The organism is Achromobacter sp. 10T422, from assembly GCF_056394065.1.
This window is the reverse complement of record NZ_JBFTHD010000006.1, coordinates 542,442-562,325: the sequence shown is the minus strand read 5'-3', so window position 1 is coordinate 562,325 and position 19,884 is coordinate 542,442. Positions and strand designations below refer to the sequence as shown.

Genomic DNA, 19,884 nt, shown 5'->3' with positions numbered 1-19,884 from the left:
CATGATCCAGAACGCCATGATCCAAGAACGCTACGACTTGCTGATCCGTGGAGGCACGGTGATTGATGGCACGGGCGCCGGCCGCGTCCGCGCCGATGTGGCCGTGCGCGCGGGCCGCATCGCGGCCGTTGGCGACTTGCATGGCGCACAGGCCGCGCAAGTGCTGGAGGCCGCCGGCCGCATCGTCGCGCCCGGCTTCATCGACACCCACACCCACGACGACCGCTACCTGTCGATCGACCCCGGCATGCCCGCCAAGCTGAGTCAGGGCGTGACGACGGTCGTGACGGGCAACTGCGGCATCAGTCAGGCCCCGTGGCGTTCGGGCTGGCGCAGCGACGTGCCGGCGCCGGTCAACCTGTTGGGCAATGACGTCAGCGATTTTCCCTACGAAACGTTTGGCGCCTACCTGCGCAACCTGGACCGCCACCCACCCGCCGTGAACGCCGCCTGCCTGGTGGGCCATACGTCGCTGCGCGCCGCCGCCATGGACGAGCTGGACCGGCCCGCCACCGCCAGCGAGATCGAACACATGCAGGCCTTGCTGCGCGAGGCCATGCAAAGCGGCGCGATCGGTTTGTCGACCGGCACGGCGTATCCAGCCGCCATGCCCGCCACGCTGGACGAACTGATGGCGGTGGCCAGCGTGCTGCGCGAACACGGCGGCCTGTACGCCAGCCATATCCGCGACGAAGGCGACCGCATCTTCGCGGCGCTGGACGAAGCCTTCGCGGTGGGCGCGGCCGGCGGCGCACCGGTGCTGATCTCGCATCACAAACTGATCGGCCCGCGCAACCACGGCCGCTCGGTGCAGACGCTGGCGCACATCACCGAAGCCAGCCAGCGCCAGGAAGTGGCGCTGGACTGCTACCCCTACGTGGCCGGCTCCACCATTCTGCGCAAAGACCGCCTGGCCGTGTCCAGCCGCGTGATTGTGACGAAGTCGGTGCCGTACCCGCAGTACGCCGGGCGCGATCTGGATGACATCGCCCGGGAACTGGGCTTGAGCCCGGAAGACGCGGTGGACGCCCTGCAACCGGCAGGCGCCATCTACTTCATCATGGACGAGGCCGACGTCGAACGTATCTTGGCGTACCCCGGCACGATGATCGGCTCGGATGGCATGCCGCACGACCCCGCGCCGCACCCGCGCCTGTGGGGCACCTTCCCGCGCGTGCTGGGCCACTACTGCCGCGACGTCGGCCTGTTCTCGCTGGAGCAGGCGGTGCACAAGATGACCGGCAAACCCGCGGCGTATTTCCGTTTGCCCGAACGCGGCCGCATCGCGGTAAACCATGCGGCGGATATCGTCGTGTTCGACGCCGACACCATCGCCGACACGGCGACGTGGGCCGCCCCGACCCGCCAGGCCGAAGGCATCGACTACGTTGTGGTCAACGGCAGCGTGGCATGGCAGGCGGGCGCAAGCACGGGGTCGCGCAGCGGCAAGGTGATTCGGCCGGGGGTGGCCGGCACTTGACGCCCGTTGCATCAGAGGCACTTCAACGCCCCTCGTATGCGTGCATACAGGGGCGTTGTTGCGTTAAGGCCCCGGGCAAGCCAAATGGGCTAGTGACGAGTGACTATGCCGATCATTTCTCCATAAGTGCCTGATATAAATATAATTTTTCGGCCAGTGCCACCGCTGCGCCCGCGGCTGCATTCCGGATGCGAAGATCACCCTGTATAGTCCTGCGCTTGCACCGCTTGCTATGACTGCGCCTTGTTTCCATCAGCTTGCGCATCGGCTCTGCGCGCCGCCGCAGGCCTGAATCCATTGAACCGGTACCCGCCCTCATGCCGAATTCGTCGCCTCAGCGTTCCCGCCGCTATCCTTTTCCGAAGACGTTGCTTGCCGGTTTCATCACGGCAGCCTTGGCCACCTTGGTCATCGCCTTCGTCAACGTGCGCTCCGCCGATACCCGGGTGCAGGCCGTCAAGGCCATGGACCGCACGACGGAAGTCTTGCGGCAGTTGAGCTTGTTCAACTCGGCGCTGAAAGACGCCGAGATCGGGCAGCGGGGGTATCTGCTGACGGGTGACCTGGCCTACCTGCAACCCTATCTGCGTTCGTTGCCGCTGATCGAACAGCGGCTGGGCGTGGTCAAGGAAGCGGCCAGTGAAGATTCGGCGCAGCGCCGGATTGCCAACGATATCGATGGCATCACGCGGCAAAAGCTGGTGGAACTGCGTGACACCATCGAGATGCGCAAGGCCGGTGATGTGGAAGGCGCGATGGCGGTCGTGCGCACCGATGCGGGCAAAGAGGCCATGGAYCGGCTGCGTGACCTGGTCGCCGACCTGTACTCGCGACAGATGGGCGAGCTGGCCGAGGGCAAGGAAGCCTGGGCCGCCGCCGCCACGACCTCCACGTATTACTCGTGGGGCGGCTCGATGGTGCTGCTGGTGCTGATCCTGATTTCCGGCGCCATGACCATGCGCGAGTACCGCGTGAAGGCGCGCCAGACGTGGGTGACGACGGGTCTGTCGGGCCTGAGCATGCGTTTGCAGGGCGATCACCGTGTCGATGAAATCGGCAAGCGGTCGCTGGAATATCTGGCCGAATACCTGGACGCGAATGTGGGCGCGGGCTACGTGCTGGACCGCAGCACGGGCGAGCTCGAACTCTTTGGCGGCTATGCGCTGCCGCCCGAACGGCTGGCGCAGAAGATCCAGCCGGCTGAAGGGCTGATCGGGCAGGCCGCCGCCTCGCGCAAGCTGCTGCATGTGCGCGACGTGCCGGCGGGCCACCTTGAGATTGCATCCGCCTCGGGCCGCTCCAATCCGGCCGAGCTGATCCTGGCGCCCGCCATGCAGAATGGCCGCGTGTATGCGGTGCTGGAGCTGGGCTTCAACCACCCGGTGGGCGAGACCGAGCGCGCCCTGCTGGAAGGGGCGTCGGAAATGCTGGCGTCGTCCATCCGCTCGGGCCTGGACCGCACCCGTCTGGAAGCGCTGCTGGAAGAAACGCAGCGCCAGTCCGAAGAGTTGCAGACCCAGCAGGAAGAACTGCGCGTCAGCAACGAAGAGCTGGAGCAACAGAGCCGCATCTTGCAGGAATCGCAGGCGCGCATGGAGCTGCAACAGACCGAACTGGAGCAGACCAACGCCAACCTGGAGCAGCAGGCCGAACAGTTGATGCGCGTGCAAGATGCGCTGTCCGACAAGGCCCGCCAGCTGGCGCAGGCGAGCCAGTACAAGAGCGAGTTCCTGGCCAACATGAGCCACGAACTGCGCACGCCGTTGAATTCCACGCTGATCCTGGCCAAGCTGCTGTCGGACAACAAGCCCGGCAACTTGAGCACCGAGCAGGTCAAGTACGCGCAGACCATCTACGCGGCAGGCACCGACCTGCTGACCTTGATCAACGACATTCTGGATCTGGCCAAGATCGAAGCCGGGCAAGCCACGGTCGAGGTCGAGCAAGTGGCCATCCCCGCGCTGCTGCAACGCCTGTTCGACCCGCTGCGGCCGATTGCGCAAGAGAAGAAGCTGGCGTTTGAGCTTGAGGTGGACGCGGATGTGCCCGCGGCCATGTATACCGATCCGCAACGCTTGGGCCAGGTGCTGAAGAATCTGCTGTCGAACGCGTTGAAGTTCACGCAGCAAGGCACGGTGGCGCTGCGCGTGTCGCGCGCGCCGGGCAACCGGCTGTCGTTCGCCGTGCGGGATACCGGCATTGGCGTGCCGGAAGACCAGCAGGAACTGATTTTTGAAGCCTTCCGCCAGGCCGACGGCAGCACGCACCGCAAGCATGGCGGCACGGGGCTGGGCCTGTCGATCTCGCGCGATCTGGCCGATTTGCTGGGCGGCTCGCTGACGGTGGCCAGCACGCCGGGCCAGGGCAGCGTGTTCACGCTGCAAGTGCCGATTCGCCTGACCGCCGCGCCGCCCACGCCTGCCCAGCGCGCGCGCAGCGCGCCGCCGGCGCCTCAGGCACGCCCGGCAACGTCAGACATGGCCGCACGTATCCTGCAAGATGCAATGCCCGCCGCGCAGTCGCGGTCGGACGAGGCTCCGGCCGACCCCCAGGTGCCAGGCCGCACCATCCTGGTCATCGAAGACGACGAACGCTTTGCCGGCATTCTTTCCGACTTGGCGCGCGAGATGGGCTTTGGTTGCCTGCTTGCGCATACGGCAAGCGACGGCCTGGCGCAGGCGGTGCAGCAAAGCCCCAACGCCATCGTGCTGGACATCAACCTGCCTGACTTCTCCGGGCTAGGCGTGCTGGACCAGCTCAAGCGCAATCCGCAGACCCGCCACATCCCCGTGCATGTGGTGTCGGTGGCTGATTACGCGCAAGAAGCGATGGGCCGTGGCGCCATCGGCTACGCGCTCAAACCCGTCAAGCGCGAAGAGCTGGTTCACGCGTTGCAGCGCCTGGAAGCCAAGTTCACGCAGAACATGCGGCGCGTGCTGGTCGTGGAAGACGACGACCGCCAACGCGAAAGCGTGCGCCAGCTGCTGGCGCGCAATGATGTTGAGATCGTGCCAGCCGCAACCGCCGCCGCCGCCTTGAATCAGTTGCGCGAAACCACCTTTGATTGCGTAGTGATGGACTTGAACCTGCCAGACATGAGCGGGTACGAGCTGTTGCAGGAGATGACCGAGCAGGACAGCGTGTCGTTCCCGCCCGTCATCGTCTATACCGGCCGCGCGCTGTCGCGCGACGAAGAGCAGCACCTGCGCCGCTTCTCGAAGTCGATCATTATCAAGGACGCGCGTTCGCCCGAGCGCCTGCTGGACGAAGTGACGCTGTTCCTGCATCAGGTCGAAGCCGAGCTGCCGCCCGAGCATCGCCAGATGCTGGAGCAGGCGCGCAGCCGCGACGCCGGCCTGGAAGGCCGCACGGTGCTGGTGGTGGAAGACGATGTGCGCAACGTGTTCGCGCTGTCCAGCATCCTGGAGCCGACCGGTTTGCGCGTGGAGATTGCGCGCAATGGCCGTGAAGCGCTGGATGCGCTGGAACGCGCGGGTTCTGATGGCCACGCGTCGATTGACCTGGTGCTGATGGACATCATGATGCCCGAGATGGATGGCTACACCGCCATGCGCGAGATACGCACGCGGCCCGAATGGCGCCGCCTGCCGATCATTGCGCTGACCGCCAAAGCCATGAAAGACGATCAGGAGAAGTGCCTGGCCGCGGGCGCCAATGACTACATCGCCAAGCCGCTGGACGTTGAGCGCCTGCTGTCGCTGGTGCGTGTCTGGATGCGTAATTAAGGCGCTGCCTGCGCAACATCGAGTCGAGCACAGCCATGCCCCACAAGACCAAGGCGCGTATCGCGGACATCGAGCAGCGGCTGCTGCTTGATGCGATCTATCACCAGTACCACTACGACTTTCGCGCGTATGCGCAGGCGTCGCTCAAGCGCCGCCTGCAAAGCGCGCTGACGCAGTTCAGCTGCAAGACGCTGTCGCAGCTGCAAGACCGCGTGCTGCATGAGCCCGCCGTGTTCACGGGCCTGCTGCAATACCTGACGGTGCAGGTCAGCGACATGTTCCGCGACCCCAGCTACTTTCTGGCGTTGCGCAACGAGGTCGTGCCCATCTTGCGCACCTATCCGTCCATCAAGGTGTGGGTGGCCGGGTGCAGCACCGGTGAAGAGGTTTATTCGCTKGCCATCCTGCTGCACGAGGAAGGTTTGCTGGACCGCACGCTGATCTACGCCACCGACATCAATCCGCACGCCTTGCGCGCGGCCGAGCAGGGCGTGTTTGACCTGGACCGGGTGGCGGCCTTTACCGAGAACCACGCGCGTGCGGGCGGGCGCAGCTCGCTGTCTGACTACTACACCGCCCGCTACGGCCGCGTGGTGTTCGACAAGGCCTTGCGCGAACACATGGTGTTTTCCGACCACAGCCTGGCCACCGACAGCGTGTTCGCGGAAGTGCATCTGATTTCGTGCCGCAACGTGCTGATTTATTTCGAGCGCGATTTGCAGAACCGCGCGCTTGGCCTGTTCCACGACGCGCTGGTGCATCGTGGCTTTCTGGGCCTGGGTTCGAAAGAGTCGTTGCGGTTCTCGGCGCAGGCCGAGCACTTTGACGACTTCGTGCTGGAAGACCGCGTCTATCGCAAGAAGGCCGGCCGATGAACGCGAGCGCGGCGAATGCATCCAACACGCCGGCTGGCGGCCCAGGAGGCCCCTATCAGGCGATCGTCATCGGCGGTTCGTCGGGGGCGATCGACGTGTTGAACGTGCTGTTGCCGCGCCTGCCGGTGGGGCTGCGCGCGGCGGTGATCGTGCTGCTGCATTTGCCGCGCGACCGCCGCAGCCTGCTAGTCGATATTTTCCGCACGCGTTGCGCGCTGCCGGTGCAAGAGGCCGAAGACCAGCAGCTGATACAGGGCGGCCATCTGTATTTCGCGCCGCCGGACTACCACTTGCTGATCGATAACGGGCCGCGCCTGGCGCTGTCCGTGGATGCGCCGTTGCATTTTTCGCGGCCTTCGATTGACGTGTTGTTCGAGTCGGCCGCCGACGGTTACGGCGACAAGCTGGTGGGCGTGCTGCTGTCTGGCGCGAATGATGACGGCGCAGCCGGCCTGGCCGCCATCCATGCAGCAGGCGGCTACACCATCGTGCAGGACCCCGCCAGCGCGTCCATGCCCACCATGCCCGAAGCGGCGTTGGCGCGCTTTTCGGGCCAAACCCCGGCCCCCCACGTCCTGACGCCGGAAGCCATTGCGGCCCGGTTCATTCAACTGCATGCGCAACGATTGTTGTGATCCCAACCTGTTTTGACGCCATGATCCTGACATCCGCCAAGCCCCTTGAAGACCGCATCAAATGCCTGCTGGTCGACGACGTCCCCGAGAATCTCGTTGCGCTGGAAGCGCTGCTGGGTAGCGATCGGGTCGAGGTGCTGAAAGCGCAGTCCGGCCCGCAAGCGCTGGAACTGTTGCTGACCCATGGTGATGTGGCGCTGGCGCTGCTGGATGTGCAGATGCCGGACATGAACGGCTTCGAACTGGCCGAACTGATCCGGGGCAGCGAACGCACCCGTCACATCCCGCTGATTTTCATTACGGCCGGCACGCGTGAACAGAATTGGCAATTCCGTGGCTACGAGAGTGGCGCGGTGGATTTTCTGTACAAGCCGATCGACCCGCACATGCTGAGCATGAAGGCGAACGTGTTTTTCGAGCTGCATGAACGCAAGCGCGCGCTGGCCCGGCAGCTGGAAGAGCGCACGGAAGCGTTGCGGGTGAACGAGATGTTCATGGCGGTGCTCAGCCACGATCTGCGCACGCCGTTGCAGTCCATTGTGATGGGCGCCGCGCTGTTGCAGCGCCAGAGCGACCCGGCGCGTGTCGCCAGCCTGGCCCAGCGCATGGCGCAAAGCGGCGAACGCATGACGGGCCTGATCGAAGACCTGCTCGACGTGACGCGCATCCGTCAGGCGGGCGGGCTGACGTTGTCGCCGGCTGAAACCAGCATGGAAGGGCTGGTTCAGCGCACGCTGGATGAAGTGCTGGCGGGCGCGCCCGACCGCGTGATCGAGCCCATCTACGAAGGGGATCTGATCGGCACGTGGGATGGCAAGCGGCTGAGCCAGGTGCTGGCGAATCTGATGGGCAATGCTTTGCATCACGGGGATGCCGATCTGCCAATTCGCGTGGAAGTAGATGGTACGCAGCCGGGGCAGGTGGGTGTCACGGTCAGCAACGGCGGCACGATTCCGCCGGCCTTGCTGCCTCACCTGTTCAACCCGTTCCGGGGAGGCGAACGCCGCCCCGATAGCCACAAGGGCCTGGGGCTGGGGCTGTTCATCGCGCAGCAGATCGTGCTGACCCACGGCGGCCGCATCAGCGCGGAATCCAAGGACGGCATCACGCGCTTTCGCGTGGAGCTGCCGCGCCAGGTGCCGGTGCTGGCGCCGCCGCGCGTCTAGTAGCGTTCAGGCGATGCCGGTGGCGCCTGTCCCGTAGTGTTCAGTCGATGCCGGTCGCGCCTGTCCGCGTCACCGACACGCTGCGGGGCGACGCCGACTGATCCCGCTTACTGCACCGTCGTTGGCGTGGCGGGCCGTGACACCTGCGTGGGCATGCGTTCGACGCTGAGCGTGCTGGGATCGGTCGTTGAAGGCCGCACCACCACCGTGTTGTTGGCGCCGTGCGAACCCAGGTTGGGCAGATCCGCCGGGCGGGCCGCAAGCGTGGCGAAGGGGCCGCCGCCTGTGGCCGGCACGCCATCCAGCGTGACTGCCGTGGCCCATGCGCCGCTGCGCCGCGACAGCACCTGATAGCGCTGCGGGCCGCCGGCCGTGCGCGCCACGATGTAGAGCGTGCCATCGATGATGTTGAGTGCGGGCGGCGAGGCGGCTTCGGCGTCCAGCCGCGACGGCTTGCCATGTTCAACCAGCCACAGGTGGCCATCCGCGCGTTCCAGCACGGCCAGCACCACGTTGCCCTGCGCATCGGCGTTGATGGCCGGGCGGCCGATGAAGGGCAAGCCCAGGTCGGCGGCCTTGCTCCAGTCCATGTCCATATCCGTGGTGTCGCCCGCTTCCACCAGCTGGGTCAGGTGGTTGCTGCCGCGCTGACGGAAGTAGAGTTCAACGCGATTTTCATGATTGCGAATGGCCGCCAGCCCGCCCGCCGTTTCGGGCGCGGGGACGCGACGCCAGGCATGCCACTCGGGCCGTTGGCCCTTGGCCGCAGGCAACTGGCGGGTGTAGAACAGTTCGCCTTGGGTGGTGGCGGCAAAGATCACATAGCGTCCATCGGCGCCGCGCGCCGCAGCCGGCGCGCCGGTGGCCCCTTCCAGCGGCGGCAAGTCTTGCCAGGTGCTCCAGCTGCCATCGATGCCCGACGGCGCAATCCAATGCAGCAGGCCGTCGTATCCCAAGGCCACAGCAGCGGCTTCGCCGCGTGGCGCCACGGCCGGAATCTGCGTCACGCGCAGGCCGCCCAGCGCTTGCCAGCCTTGCCAGGTGCCGTCGTGCCGTTGCTTGTTGGCCCAGACGCCGCCCAGCGGGTCGCGCGCCATCAGCCCGGCCGTGCCATCGGCATGGGTGAACGACACCAGCGGGCCGCTCGTGCGTCCGCCCAGGCTTTGCCAGCGTTGCTGGCCCGAGTCCCAGCGGTTGACGGCGGCATTAGTTTCGCCCGCGGCGAATACGACCAGGCCGCCGCGCCCATCCGGGTACAGCTGCGGGGCGATGTCCTGGCGCGACACGTAGTACGCGCGTTGCACCCAGGCGGCGGCGGGGCCGGCGGGTTCCTTGCAGCCGGTCGGGCCTGCGCAATAGTGGTAGTCGTTCCAGGCGTAGTGCTGGAAGATCACTGACTTGGTCTCAATTTCCGCTTCAGCCAGGTTGGTGGCGCGTTCCTGGCTGGGGTAATCGATGTAGCCGGTTTCGGCGTAGTTGCCGGGCGCGCGCACCATGGCTTCGCGTACCAGCCGGGCGCTTGCGATGTGGTCGGGGTGGCCGTGGCCGGCGCAACGCCAGCACAGCTGCGTGTACGGCACGCTGATGGTGTCGTCCAGATGGCGCACCGTGGTCGGCCCGTATTGGCGGATCAATTCCGCCAGCGTGTCGATCAGTTGTTCGCGCGTGTAGACCTCGGGGTTGGGGCCCAGCGTATCCACGCTTTGCCCGGCTTCAGATTCGGTGCGGGACAGCGGCGTCAGGCTGCCCCAGCCCTTGCCCAGCCAAGGGTCTTTCAGGCGCATGTGCCAGAGCTGCACGCGCGGATTGCCCTGCAAGGTGAAGCGCGCAATGTGGCGGCCGCCGGCCATGCCCACGTCCGTTTTCCACACGTCGGGCTTATGCGCCATATAGGCGTAGGCCGCGCGCACGCCGCGTTCACGGCCCAGCATGTACGTTTCGCCCTCACCGGCATCGCTGGCGGTCATGTAGACCACGCGCACGCATCCGCCCGCCTCGATGTTCGAGGCGATGTCCGGGTTCATGAATAGCAGGTCGTCGTCCAGGTGGGCGACGAAAGCCAGGTCTTTGATGCCGTGGCATTGCGCCAGCGTGGGCGGGGCGGCCAGCGCGGGCGAGCAGACTAGGGCGAAAACTGCACAGAGTAGGGCGCGTCCAAGGGGACGCATCAGGGCCGTCAACAAAGGCATAAGTGAGCGTCGCTTAAAAGGCGCGGCGCGGGAAAATGGAAGTGAAACGAGTATAGCGGCGGGGTGATGCAGCTTGATGAGCCGTGCGGCACAGGATGTTGGATAGGGTGTCCGGGTGCAATCGGTCCGTCACTTATTTTTTGCGGGTGCGCCAGCGCCGGGCGCGTGGCTCAACGCGCGGGGGAGCGCTACCCCCGCTGTCCCCGTCTGATTGCGATGGTGCCGTCAGACCGCGCGCCGCCACTGCCCCGATTCCGGGCACACCACCGCGCGCACGCCGTCCACCCACACCTGTTCGTCAGCCAACTGCGCCGCGGTGGCGGGGTCCACATCAAACGTCACGCCCAGCGCCTGCGCCACGCGGGCGTCTTCAATCGGAAGCTCCCAGGTCAGGAACCACTGCGACAGGTCTTCGTCTTCTGGAAAATCAGACGCCGTGTAGCCACTGGCGCCGCGGCGGATGACGGCGTGGGGCTGGCAGGTATCGAACAGCATGGCCACGCCGCGCGTGAGCGGGATGCGTTGGCCCGTGTGCGGAAAATGCACGTCCAGCCCCTTGTCTTCGGAAAGGAACAGGTTGCAGAACGCGGCGCTGCCGTATTGCTCGCCATCATGGTGATACCGCGCGCCCCGGCACGCCATCAAGGCGATGTCGCTTGCGGCCAGCACGTCTTCCAGGCCGATCGATTGCGTCCAGGCTTGCATGGCGCGCAGGCAATCGTCGAATGCCGGCCAGCGAAACCGCGTGCGGATGAGCGGCATCTGTTCCACGTCGCCGGGTTCCAGCAGGGTTTGCGTGCGCGTCTCACGTTCCCAATCCGCTACGACGCGGGCAGGGGGCGCGGGCGTGTCGATCACACCGTGCAAGACCGCGCCGCCGACGCTGCGGCTGCGCAGAACGTCTGCGCTCAAGTAGAAAGACGTGGAGGGCTGTGGGCTGAACATGCCGAAAAAATAGGACCAGTCCGAGGTTTCCGCGATTATGGCTTTTTTTTGGTTCGCATCCGATATCAAGCGCCGGGACGCATCGGTACACTCAGAAAAAATTTATCCATGCACTGACTAAACAATGAAAATGAATCTTGCAACGCCGCTCCTGATGATGGCGTTGAGCCTCACGGGCGCGACCGCTCACGCGCAAAGCTACGCACTGACCATGACGGGCCTGGTGACCAGCCCGTCGTGCGGGCTGACGGTTGACGCCATTGCCTTGGGCGACGTGCCGTTGTCGGAATTCACGTCGTCGAATGTGCCGGCCTCGCGGTACAGCAAGTCCTTCGACGTCAGATTGCAGAATTGCGAAGTCAGCTCCTTGTCGGCGGCCTCGTTGAAGTTCTCGGGCACGATCACCGGCAGCACGTCGATTCTGGCGCTGACGAATATGAATGGCGCGGGTGTGGCGGTAGGCATCGGCGTGCAAATCACCACGAACGATTCCCAGCATGGCAGCACCGGCACGCCCGTCAAATTTGATGGCTCTGAGTCGTATGCGTTCCGGCCGTCGTCGGGAAAGAGCAGCTATACCTTCCTGGCGAGCTATATCCGTTCACCGACGGCACCTTCACGCGCGCCCGGCACCGCCAACGCGACCGCAACGGTCACGCTGACGTACTCCTAATCACGCTCTCAAGCCGCGCGGCCTTTGCGCCGCGCGCGCCATTCAGCCTGCTCCGGCTGAAAGTCCCGCCCACGCGCCCCGCCCACGCGCCCCGTCCTGGCTGATCCGCATTCGGCTCACGCCCGGCCCAGCTTCGTACTCGTCCGATTGAACGGGGGTACGGCGTCCTGCACACTTTCCCCATCGTATTTGCCCATGCCCGCCAGCGATCCTGCTGCGCGTGGCGCGCGCCGCCGCACGTTTTGCGCGTCTGTTTCGCGGCCTAGGCGCATCCTTCTCTTTTGCTATGAACATCAACCAGATCATTCGCCGGGAATCCGGCCTGCCCGCAGTATTTACGCGCGGACAATTGGCGGCGATTGCGGTCGGCGCCGTCATTAGTTATGGCGTCGTGTCGGGCAGCGCATTTCCGCTGACGGTGGCCGGCCCCGCCGCGGTGCTGAGCTATGCAGCGGCCGCGCTGATCGCGCTGTTGTTGATGCGCTGCCTGTCAGACATGACGGCCGCCCATCCCACGCCGGGCGGTTTCGCGTCGTATGCCGAAGCGTTTCTGGGCCATCGCACCGGTTTTGTCGTGCGGGCCGCGTATGTCGTTTCCGTTGTGACGATCGTGGGAACCGAAATCGCCATGCTGGAGCGCGTGCTGGCCTGGTGGATGCCGCAGGTTCCACCTTCGCTGGTGGTCATTGCGTTGCTGGCCGGACTGAATCTTCTGCATTTGGCGGGCGCACGTGTGTTTGCCTGGGTCGAGTTCGCATTAAGCGCCGTAAAAGGGCTGGCGTTGCTTGCCCTGATCGTGATTGCGTGCGTCTACGCCTTCAATGCCGCGCCGCCCACGGTTGACGGCGCGCGCACCGCATCGTCCACGATTCTTGCGGGCATGACTGGCCCGCAGGTGTGGCAAGCGTTCACGATTGCAACGATGGGCTTTATCGGCCTTGAAGTGATGTCGATTGCGGGCGCCGAGACCCGTGTTCCGGCCCGTGGGCTGGGCCGCTCGATGCGGATGGCGGCGTGGTGGGTGGTGGTGCTGGTGGTGGCGGGCGTCGCCGCATCGGCATGGTTCCAGTGGCATGAGCCCGTCGCGCCCAACCTCACGCCGTTTGTGCAGTTGCTTGAACTGGCGAAGTTGCCGGGCGCGCAGCTGGCGTTCACTGTGTTGATGGCCGTGACCGTGGTGTCGGTACTGAATTGCCAGATCTATGGCGGTTCGCGCATGGTGTTCAGCATGGCCCGGGCGGGTCAGGCGCCCGCCGTGTTGGGGCGAGCCGGCAAGCTGCGCGCGCCCGTCACGGTCGTGGTGGGGGCGGCCATGCTGGTCTACGCCGCGCACCTGGTTTTTCCAGGCGTGGTGTATGTGGCCGCATCGTCCATGGCGATTACCAGCTTGCTGGCGATATGGATGGTGATCTTTCTGGCCTACATCCGCTTTCAGCGGCTTGGCGGCGAAGCGCGCGGGGCCAAGGGGGCGTGGCGCGGCATCGTGGGCGTTGTCGTGATGATGGCGATTGCGGTTTCAACGCTACAGATCGATGCCTTCGCGCCGGCCCTGTTCTATGGAATCCCGTTGTGGCTGTTGCTGTCATTGGCCGCCTTGTTATTACGCAACAAAACCGGGAATAGTCATCCCGATAATCTCGGCGGCAAACGCAAAAATATGAAAGATTTGGTTGAGATTTAGGACGGGTACGAGTCGGAAACGTTTGGGTCGGCATATTTCGTTCTGGACCGATATTAATCATTTTCCCCGCGGACTATTATCTTTTCACGCTCATAGATAGGGCGACGCAAGGCCAAAAGCCTTTTCGTGAAATTAATACATCGAGTAATTCGAATGAGCAAGTTAGGTATCTGGGTTGATTTTTCGCAGAAGATCGTGTGCACCGAACTGCGTCGGCAAGATCTGATTTCAGGATCGGATTGGGCCTATGACGCCAGCGACTGTGCACAGAAATTTTCGGCGATGTCTTACCAGGGATACCGCCTTTGGGCCGTGCCGTGTCTGCGATTGATGCGTAAGCATCCGGCGTTGACTCGCGTGCTGGCCACAGCCGTCCGGTGGATGGTGGCTGATATTAAATATCAGCGGGGTGTGAATAAAAAACCGCACGTAATGGGTTTGATTATTCGCCGGGGTATTTTCTGGCCCGCTAACTTGTTAATGGGTGGTTTAGTGGTCGTTGCGCGTGCCGACAGGTTCATGCACGAACGCAACACCACGGGAATCGGCATCGGTGGTTAATCAGCGAATGTGTGTTTCTTTTACGACTCAACTAAAACTGGATTTTTCCAACATCATGACTAAGACTCTTCTCAACACTCTGTTGGCCGCCTCTTTTGTGGTTGCCGCTGGCACCGCTGCTGCTGCCGACACCGGCAACATCTCCTTCCAGGGCGACATCACGCAGTCGGCTTGCTCGATCGGTGGCGGTCAGCAAGGCGCCGACATGCTTGTGAAGATGGGCAGCATCTCGACGAACATGTTCAAGGCGGTTGGCGACAAGGGCCCGCAAACCGACTTCAAGATTGCGCTGCTGGGCTGCGACCCGACCGTGTCCACCGCCGCTTCGATCTCCTTCCGTCCGGGCGCTGGCAGCGTCATCAACAGCCGCCTGCTGAGCCTGGAAAGCGGCAGCGGCGCCCAAGGCGTGGCCGTCGGTCTGGCTGACGAAAACGGCACTGCTATCGCCGTTGGCGGCGCTGGCGTGACGTACAACCTGATCTCGGGCACCAACAACTTCAACTTCAAGGCTTACTACGAAGCCACCGCCGCCACGGTGACCGCAGGTAAGGCGAACGCCCAAGCCGTGTTTGAAGTTCAGTACTCCTAAGCACGTGAAAGGGGTCTAGCGCCCCTTCTTGGCGGAACCGGAGGCTCTCTTCGGTTCCGCTCCCACCCGTACCGGGTGGGTGCCGGCCACGCAAGGGCGGCGCCAAACACGGCGATCTCCCTCTGGCGAGTCTGCTTCGATTTACGCGAGGCCCGGCACAACTCCCCGAATTCCAATTGCATGCGCGCATCAGCTGTCGCTGAGCGGCAAGCGTGCGCGTCTGTATCGGCATACGACTATGAAATGCAACCTTAAATACTCCTTGGTCGCGGCGGCGCTGTGCCTGATGGCAGGCGCGGCTCAAGCCCAGCAGGCGACGGTGTCCGTCACGGGCAGAATCACCAACACCGCCTGCACCTTGTCCGTCGGCTCGGTGGCCATGGGCGACGTGCCCATCAGCGAGTTCGCGAGCAACGCCGTGCCCTCCGCGGCCTACCAGAAGAATTTCAACGTCACGCTAGGCGGCTGCTTGCTCAGCACCTTGAACGCGGCGTCGCTGAAGTTCAAGGGCACCACCATCAACGATGCCTCTACGCTGGCGCTGGCCTCGGGTACGGGCGCGGCGTCGGGCTTTGGCGTGAGGATGTTCGCAACCGACACCACCCACGGCGCGGCAATGGTCAATTTCAACGAAGCCTCGACCCACAACTTCAACATTTCGTCGGGCAAGAGCACCTACCAATTCACCGCGTACTACTACAAGTACGGCACGACTGCGAAGCCCGGCACCGCCAATGCTTCCGCCACGGTGACGCTCACTTACTCCTGATTTTTCTTCGTCATCCCGGCGCCGTTCGGGATGACGCTTTCCCCTGCACTAATCGTTTGCGCGCCGCAGCGCTTGAACCTGCCGGACATAGCCATGACTCTACTCTTCAAACGCCTCCTTCCCGCGTGCGTCGCCGCTTCCTGCGTGCTTGCCGGCAGCGCCGCTCACGCAGCCATTCAGTTGTCCAGCACTCGCGCGATCATGAACGAGAAAGACCGCAACGTTGCGGTCTTCGCCAAGAATCTGACGGCCACGCCGTTCGTGGTGCAGGCCTGGATCGATGGCGAAAAAGAAGAGATGGAAACGCCGTTTTTCATCACGCCGCCGCTGAGCCGCTTTGACGGGTCTTCCGAGCGCAGCCTGAACATCACGCGCGTGGGCGACGATATGCCCAAGGACCGCGAGTCGTATTACTGGATCAATGTGCTGGAGATTCCGCAAAAGAGCGAGTCGAAGGACAACAGCCTGACGCTGGCGACGCGCACGCGCATCAAACTTTTCTACCGCCCCGCCGCCATCGACAAGATGCCGCGCGGCGCCGAGCAATCGAAGTGGTCGATCGCGCGCGACGGCAAGAGCTGCCGCCTGGCGGTTGACAACACGTCGGCCTACAACATCAACTTTGCTCGCGTCGATGTGCCCGGCGAGCCGGAAGGCCTGGGCAAGACCGTCGTCGCCAAGCCGCTGGCAACCACCTACATCCCGCTGGGCAAGTGCCCGGCAGGCGCCGTGTCCGTGACGCCGCAGGTCGTCAATGATTACGGCGTCATCGAAGCGTGGCCGACGGTCTCCGCAGGCGAGCGCGGCGCAGAGGCCGTGCAAGCAACGGTCGGAGGCCAGAAGTGATACCTAGGCGTATGCCATGCCGTCCCGTTGCACTGGGCATGGGGGCCATCCTGGGCCTTGCGAGTACTCAGCTCATCTGGTCCGCCGAACTGGCGCCGTCGCCGGTTTCGGCCGCAGCGCAGGAGCAAACCCAGGAGCAAACCCAGGCGCCTGCGGCGTTCGACAATAGCTTTTTGCATCGCGGCAGCAGTCAGCCCAGCGTTGACCTGTCGGTGTTCGCGTTTTCGAACCGCGTGCTGCCGGGATTGAAGTCGGTGTCGGTGCGCCTGAACGGCCAGTTCCTGGGCGTGAGAGATGTGGATTTCGTGCAGGTTGACGACAAGGAAGACGCGCAACCGTGTCTGCCCGTGCCGTTCCTGGAAGACATCGGCGTGAACATGCTGGCGTTCCCGAAGTTGGCGCAAGACAAGGACGTGCAATGCACCAAGACGCTGGAGTTCATTGCGTCGTCCTCGGCGGCGTTTGACGCCGACAAGAACGTGCTGACGCTGTCGATTCCGCAAGCCGCGCTGGTGCGCCAGGCGCGTGGCGTGGTGTCCCCTGACTTGTGGGATGTGGGCGAGACCGCGTTCTGGTCGTCCTACCGTTTGTCGTACAACGACATGCGCAGCTCGGGCGGCCGAAGCAATTCCAGCGGCCACTCCAGCTTTCTGAGCCTGCGCAATGGCTTCAACCTGGACGCCTGGCGCCTGCGCGCCAACGGCACGTTCTATGACAACGATGGCAGTTCCAAATGGGACTGGAGCGACTTCTATGCGGAGCGCGATGTGGCTGCCTGGCGCGGTTGGCTGCGCCTGGGCGATAGCTCGACCTCTGGCAACGTCTTCACGTCGACGCGCTTTCGCGGCGTGCAGTTGCGCTCTGATGAAGGCATGCTGCCGGACAGCATGCGCGGCTACGCGCCCATCGTGCGCGGCGTGGCGCCCAGCAATGCCAAGGTGACGGTGCGCCAGAACGGTCATGTGATCTATTCCACCTTCGTGGCGGCCGGCCCGTTTGTGATTGACGACCTGTATTCCACGCCCGGCGCGGGCGACCTTGAAGTTGAAGTCGAGGAACTGGGCGGCCGCACGACGCGGTTCTTCCAGCCGTTTTCCGCCTTGCCGGCGATGATGCGCGAAGGTATCTGGAACTACAACTTTGCGGTGGGCCAGTACCGGCCCACCTATGGCGACGCCAAGCCGATGCTGGGCCAGGCCACGCTGGCCTATGGCTTGCCCTTTGGCTTGACAGCCTATGGCGGCTGGACCAGCGCGGCTGACGGCTATCACGCGGGCGCGATTGGCCTGGCCCTGAACATGCAATCCCTGGGCGCGGTGTCGGTGGACACCACCAATTCGCGTTCGCGTCAGCGCGACGGCAAGACGCTGGTCGGCACGGCGGCGCGCATCCAATATGCGAAGTCGTTCCCGGGCAGCGGCACGGACTTCACGCTGGCGGGTTACCGCTATAACTCAACCGGCTATCGCAGCCTGGAAGACGCCGTGCGCGACCGCACGGAAGGCGACCTGTTCCAGGGCTATCAGCGCCAGCACGAGTATCAGTTGTCGTTGTCGCAACGCCTGGGCAATGTGGGCTCTTTGTCGTTCAACTACTACGGCATCGGCTATCGGAATGCGCCGCGCAAGGCCGAGTACATGCAGATGGGGTTCTCAAGCGCGATCGGCCGAGTCGGCTATTCGCTGAACCTGGGCAGGAACAAAAGCCCCTGGCAGGACAGCCAGACCACCATCATGTTGACGCTGAGCCTGCCGCTGGGCGGCACGAACACGGGCAGCTATGCCATGAACCACAGCTCGGGCCAGGGCACCAGCCACGACGTCAACCTGAACGGCGCATTGACGGACGATTACGCGGCCACCTATGCCTTGCAAACGGGCGTGACGAGCGGCGGCACCGATAGCGGCGGCCATGCCTATGGGTCGCTGGGTTATGCCTCGCCCATCGGCCAAGCCAACCTGAGCCATGCGTATTCGCGCAACAACTCCAGCACCAACGTCGATTTCAGCGGCGCCTTGGTGGTGGACCGCAAGGGGGTGCTGCTGGGCCAATCGTTGGGCGAAACCGCCGTGGTGGTGGACGTGCCGGGCGCGGCCGGGGTGCAAGTGGACTCCTATCCGGGCGTGCGCACCGACAGCTCGGGCCGTGCCTTGATTCCCTACGCCAGCCCATACCGTGAAAACCGTATTTCGCTGACACCGAACCATGACGATATGACCGCGACGATTCAAGAGAACGTGCAGACCGTGGTGCCGACACGTGGGGCCATCGTCGTGGCGCATTTCAATACGGAATTGGGGCGTACGCTGCTGGCGACGTTGCGTGGCGCGGATGGCGCGGAAGTGCCGTTCGGCGCAGCGATCTACAACGTTGACGGCGAGCAGCGCGGAGTGGTCGGGCCGGTGGGGCGGGCATGGCTGACTGGCCTGCAAGGCGCGAACCGCTTCATCGTGAAATGGGGCGCCAACCAGGAACGGCAGTGCGCGTTTGACATTGATGTGTCGGGCGAAGAACTGAAGACCGACGAAGTGAAAAAGGAACTGACATGCGCATGATCGGACTGTCGCGCACTATCGTGAAAAGTCGGGGCGGCGTGCGGGGACGTGTGTTGCCCGCCGTAGCGGCCACCTTCGCCCTGGTGGCTTGCCTGGGCGGCATCACCGGGACCGCCTACGCGGGTCCGCTGGACACGCGCGCCGTGTCGTGCACCGTGAACAGCGGGGGCACGACAAGCAAGGGCAATCAGTATTACGCGTACTCCTCGACGGCCAACGTGTATTCCCTCAGCCCGACACGCACCGTCCAACCCATGCCCGCGCCGGGTACGACCGGCAGCGTGCTGTTTTCGACGGTGGAGCGCGTGCTGCCTCAGTATGAAGGCGCGTCGCAAGGCTATGTGGCGCCGCTGTACAACTGCCCGCCCGGCACCCAGGAATATTTCCGGGGCAACGGCAGCTACGATTCCTATTCCAGAAGCTATGCGACTGGCTTGCAAGGTATCGGATATCGCGTCTATTACTACATCGGCAATGGCGAGGAGTTGGCCGCGCCGCAGACATTTGACAATACCTATGCGACGGGCGCGTTGGTGTTCCCGATGTCGTCAAGCGCACGCGGCACCTACCGCACGCGTATCGATTTCGTGGCGACGGGCGCCACGATCAAGCCGGGCGTCATTGTTGGAAGCAACATCTTTGGCCAGGCCTCGGTGTCTGCCGGCTCAGCGCCGGCGGGCTTGTATCGCGTGGGCATGAGCGGCAATATTACCGTCACCGCCCCGACCTGCCAGATCAAGAATCCGCAAAGCCAGACGATCGCGCTGGGTAACGTTACCGCCACTGCCATGAATAGCGGAGCGGGCGAAAACGCCTTGTATACCAGCGAATTGCAGGTGGATTGCGGCATGAGCAGTCAGGCGTCGCCCACGGTCAAGTTGACGACGAACTATGCGGCCAATGGCTCGCCCGACACGGTCTCGAACCAGGCCCAAAACGGCGCGCAGGGCGTGGGCGTCAGGTTGTGGCTGTGGAACCCGGGTTTGAACAACTTTGAACGGGCGGCGTTCAACAGCACCTTGCCCAATCGCGGTACGCTCATCAGCTCAACGCCAAATTCCACGTGGTCGTACAAACTGGGCGCGTCTTATCTGCGCACAGGGGGCACGGTCACGGCGGGGTCGGTGTTGTCGACGGCGACCATCACTTTTACCTATAGTTAACGCCGCCGCCC

At 64.1% G+C, this 19,884-nt stretch carries 15 protein-coding genes; 13 read left to right on the top strand and 2 right to left on the bottom strand.

Annotation, left to right across the window (positions count from 1 at the left end; translation table 11 throughout):
• Positions 1 to 16 precede the first annotated feature (16 nt).
• The 5 genes from AC1DB0_RS19050 (at position 17) to AC1DB0_RS19030 (ending at position 7,902) form a co-directional block, all read left to right on the top strand.
• A complete protein-coding gene (locus tag AC1DB0_RS19050; protein WP_476758484.1) occupies positions 17 to 1,480 on the top strand; it encodes an N-acyl-D-amino-acid deacylase family protein in 1,464 nt (487 codons plus the stop codon).
• A gap of 317 nt (positions 1,481 to 1,797) precedes the next feature.
• Complete coding sequence (locus AC1DB0_RS19045; protein WP_476758477.1) at positions 1,798 to 5,226, top strand: response regulator; 3,429 nt, start codon at positions 1,798 to 1,800, stop codon at positions 5,224 to 5,226.
• Between the two features lie 35 nt (positions 5,227 to 5,261).
• Entirely contained in the window at positions 5,262 to 6,101 is an 840-nt protein-coding gene (locus AC1DB0_RS19040) for a CheR family methyltransferase (RefSeq protein WP_175170196.1), read from the top strand.
• Positions 6,098 to 6,736 carry a chemotaxis protein CheB gene (locus tag AC1DB0_RS19035; protein WP_476758476.1) on the top strand — a complete coding sequence of 213 codons (639 nt, stop codon included), beginning with the start codon at positions 6,098 to 6,100 and terminating at the stop codon, positions 6,734 to 6,736. Before AC1DB0_RS19040 ends, AC1DB0_RS19035 begins: the two co-directional genes overlap by 4 nt.
• A 20-nt stretch (positions 6,737 to 6,756) precedes the next feature.
• Complete coding sequence (locus AC1DB0_RS19030) at positions 6,757 to 7,902, top strand: hybrid sensor histidine kinase/response regulator (RefSeq protein WP_476758475.1); 1,146 nt, start codon at positions 6,757 to 6,759, stop codon at positions 7,900 to 7,902.
• Between the two features lie 107 nt (positions 7,903 to 8,009).
• Here AC1DB0_RS19030 and AC1DB0_RS19025 read toward each other — a convergent pair whose 3' ends face one another.
• A complete protein-coding gene (locus AC1DB0_RS19025; protein ID WP_476758474.1) occupies positions 8,010 to 10,070 on the bottom strand; it encodes a DUF8189 domain-containing protein in 2,061 nt (686 codons plus the stop codon).
• 246 nt (positions 10,071 to 10,316) lie between these two features.
• Complete coding sequence (locus AC1DB0_RS19020; protein ID WP_476758473.1) at positions 10,317 to 11,036, bottom strand: hypothetical protein; 720 nt, start codon at positions 11,034 to 11,036, stop codon at positions 10,317 to 10,319.
• Between the two features lie 124 nt (positions 11,037 to 11,160).
• On the opposite strand from AC1DB0_RS19020, the gene AC1DB0_RS19015 reads away from it, so the two are divergent.
• The 8 genes from AC1DB0_RS19015 to AC1DB0_RS18980 all read left to right on the top strand — a co-directional run bounded on the left by AC1DB0_RS19015 (position 11,161) and on the right by AC1DB0_RS18980 (position 19,873).
• Entirely contained in the window at positions 11,161 to 11,709 is a 549-nt protein-coding gene (locus tag AC1DB0_RS19015) for a fimbrial protein (protein ID WP_245636317.1), read from the top strand.
• A gap of 286 nt (positions 11,710 to 11,995) precedes the next feature.
• Positions 11,996 to 13,390, top strand: a complete 1,395-nt coding sequence (locus AC1DB0_RS19010; protein ID WP_054422893.1) for an amino acid permease — start codon at positions 11,996 to 11,998, stop codon at positions 13,388 to 13,390.
• Between the two features lie 153 nt (positions 13,391 to 13,543).
• Complete coding sequence (locus tag AC1DB0_RS19005) at positions 13,544 to 13,951, top strand: hypothetical protein (protein ID WP_054422891.1); 408 nt, start codon at positions 13,544 to 13,546, stop codon at positions 13,949 to 13,951.
• 55 nt (positions 13,952 to 14,006) lie between these two features.
• The gene (locus AC1DB0_RS19000) at positions 14,007 to 14,540 is read left to right on the top strand and encodes a fimbrial protein (protein WP_175170189.1); all 534 of its coding nucleotides are present in this window, start codon (positions 14,007 to 14,009) and stop codon (positions 14,538 to 14,540) included.
• Positions 14,541 to 14,778: 238 nt separating this feature from the next.
• A complete protein-coding gene (locus AC1DB0_RS18995; protein WP_054422888.1) occupies positions 14,779 to 15,309 on the top strand; it encodes a fimbrial protein in 531 nt (176 codons plus the stop codon).
• Positions 15,310 to 15,402: 93 nt separating this feature from the next.
• The gene (locus AC1DB0_RS18990; RefSeq protein ID WP_054422886.1) at positions 15,403 to 16,155 is read left to right on the top strand and encodes a fimbrial biogenesis chaperone; all 753 of its coding nucleotides are present in this window, start codon (positions 15,403 to 15,405) and stop codon (positions 16,153 to 16,155) included.
• Between the two features lie 11 nt (positions 16,156 to 16,166).
• On the top strand, positions 16,167 to 18,710 hold the full coding sequence (locus AC1DB0_RS18985) for a fimbria/pilus outer membrane usher protein (protein WP_342067286.1): 2,544 nt from the start codon (positions 16,167 to 16,169) through the stop codon (positions 18,708 to 18,710).
• Positions 18,701 to 19,873: a fimbrial protein gene (locus tag AC1DB0_RS18980; protein ID WP_476758471.1), complete on the top strand. Its 1,173-nt coding sequence runs from the start codon at positions 18,701 to 18,703 to the stop codon at positions 19,871 to 19,873. The genes AC1DB0_RS18985 and AC1DB0_RS18980 overlap by 10 nt, the downstream gene beginning before the upstream one ends.
• Positions 19,874 to 19,884 lie beyond the last annotated feature (11 nt).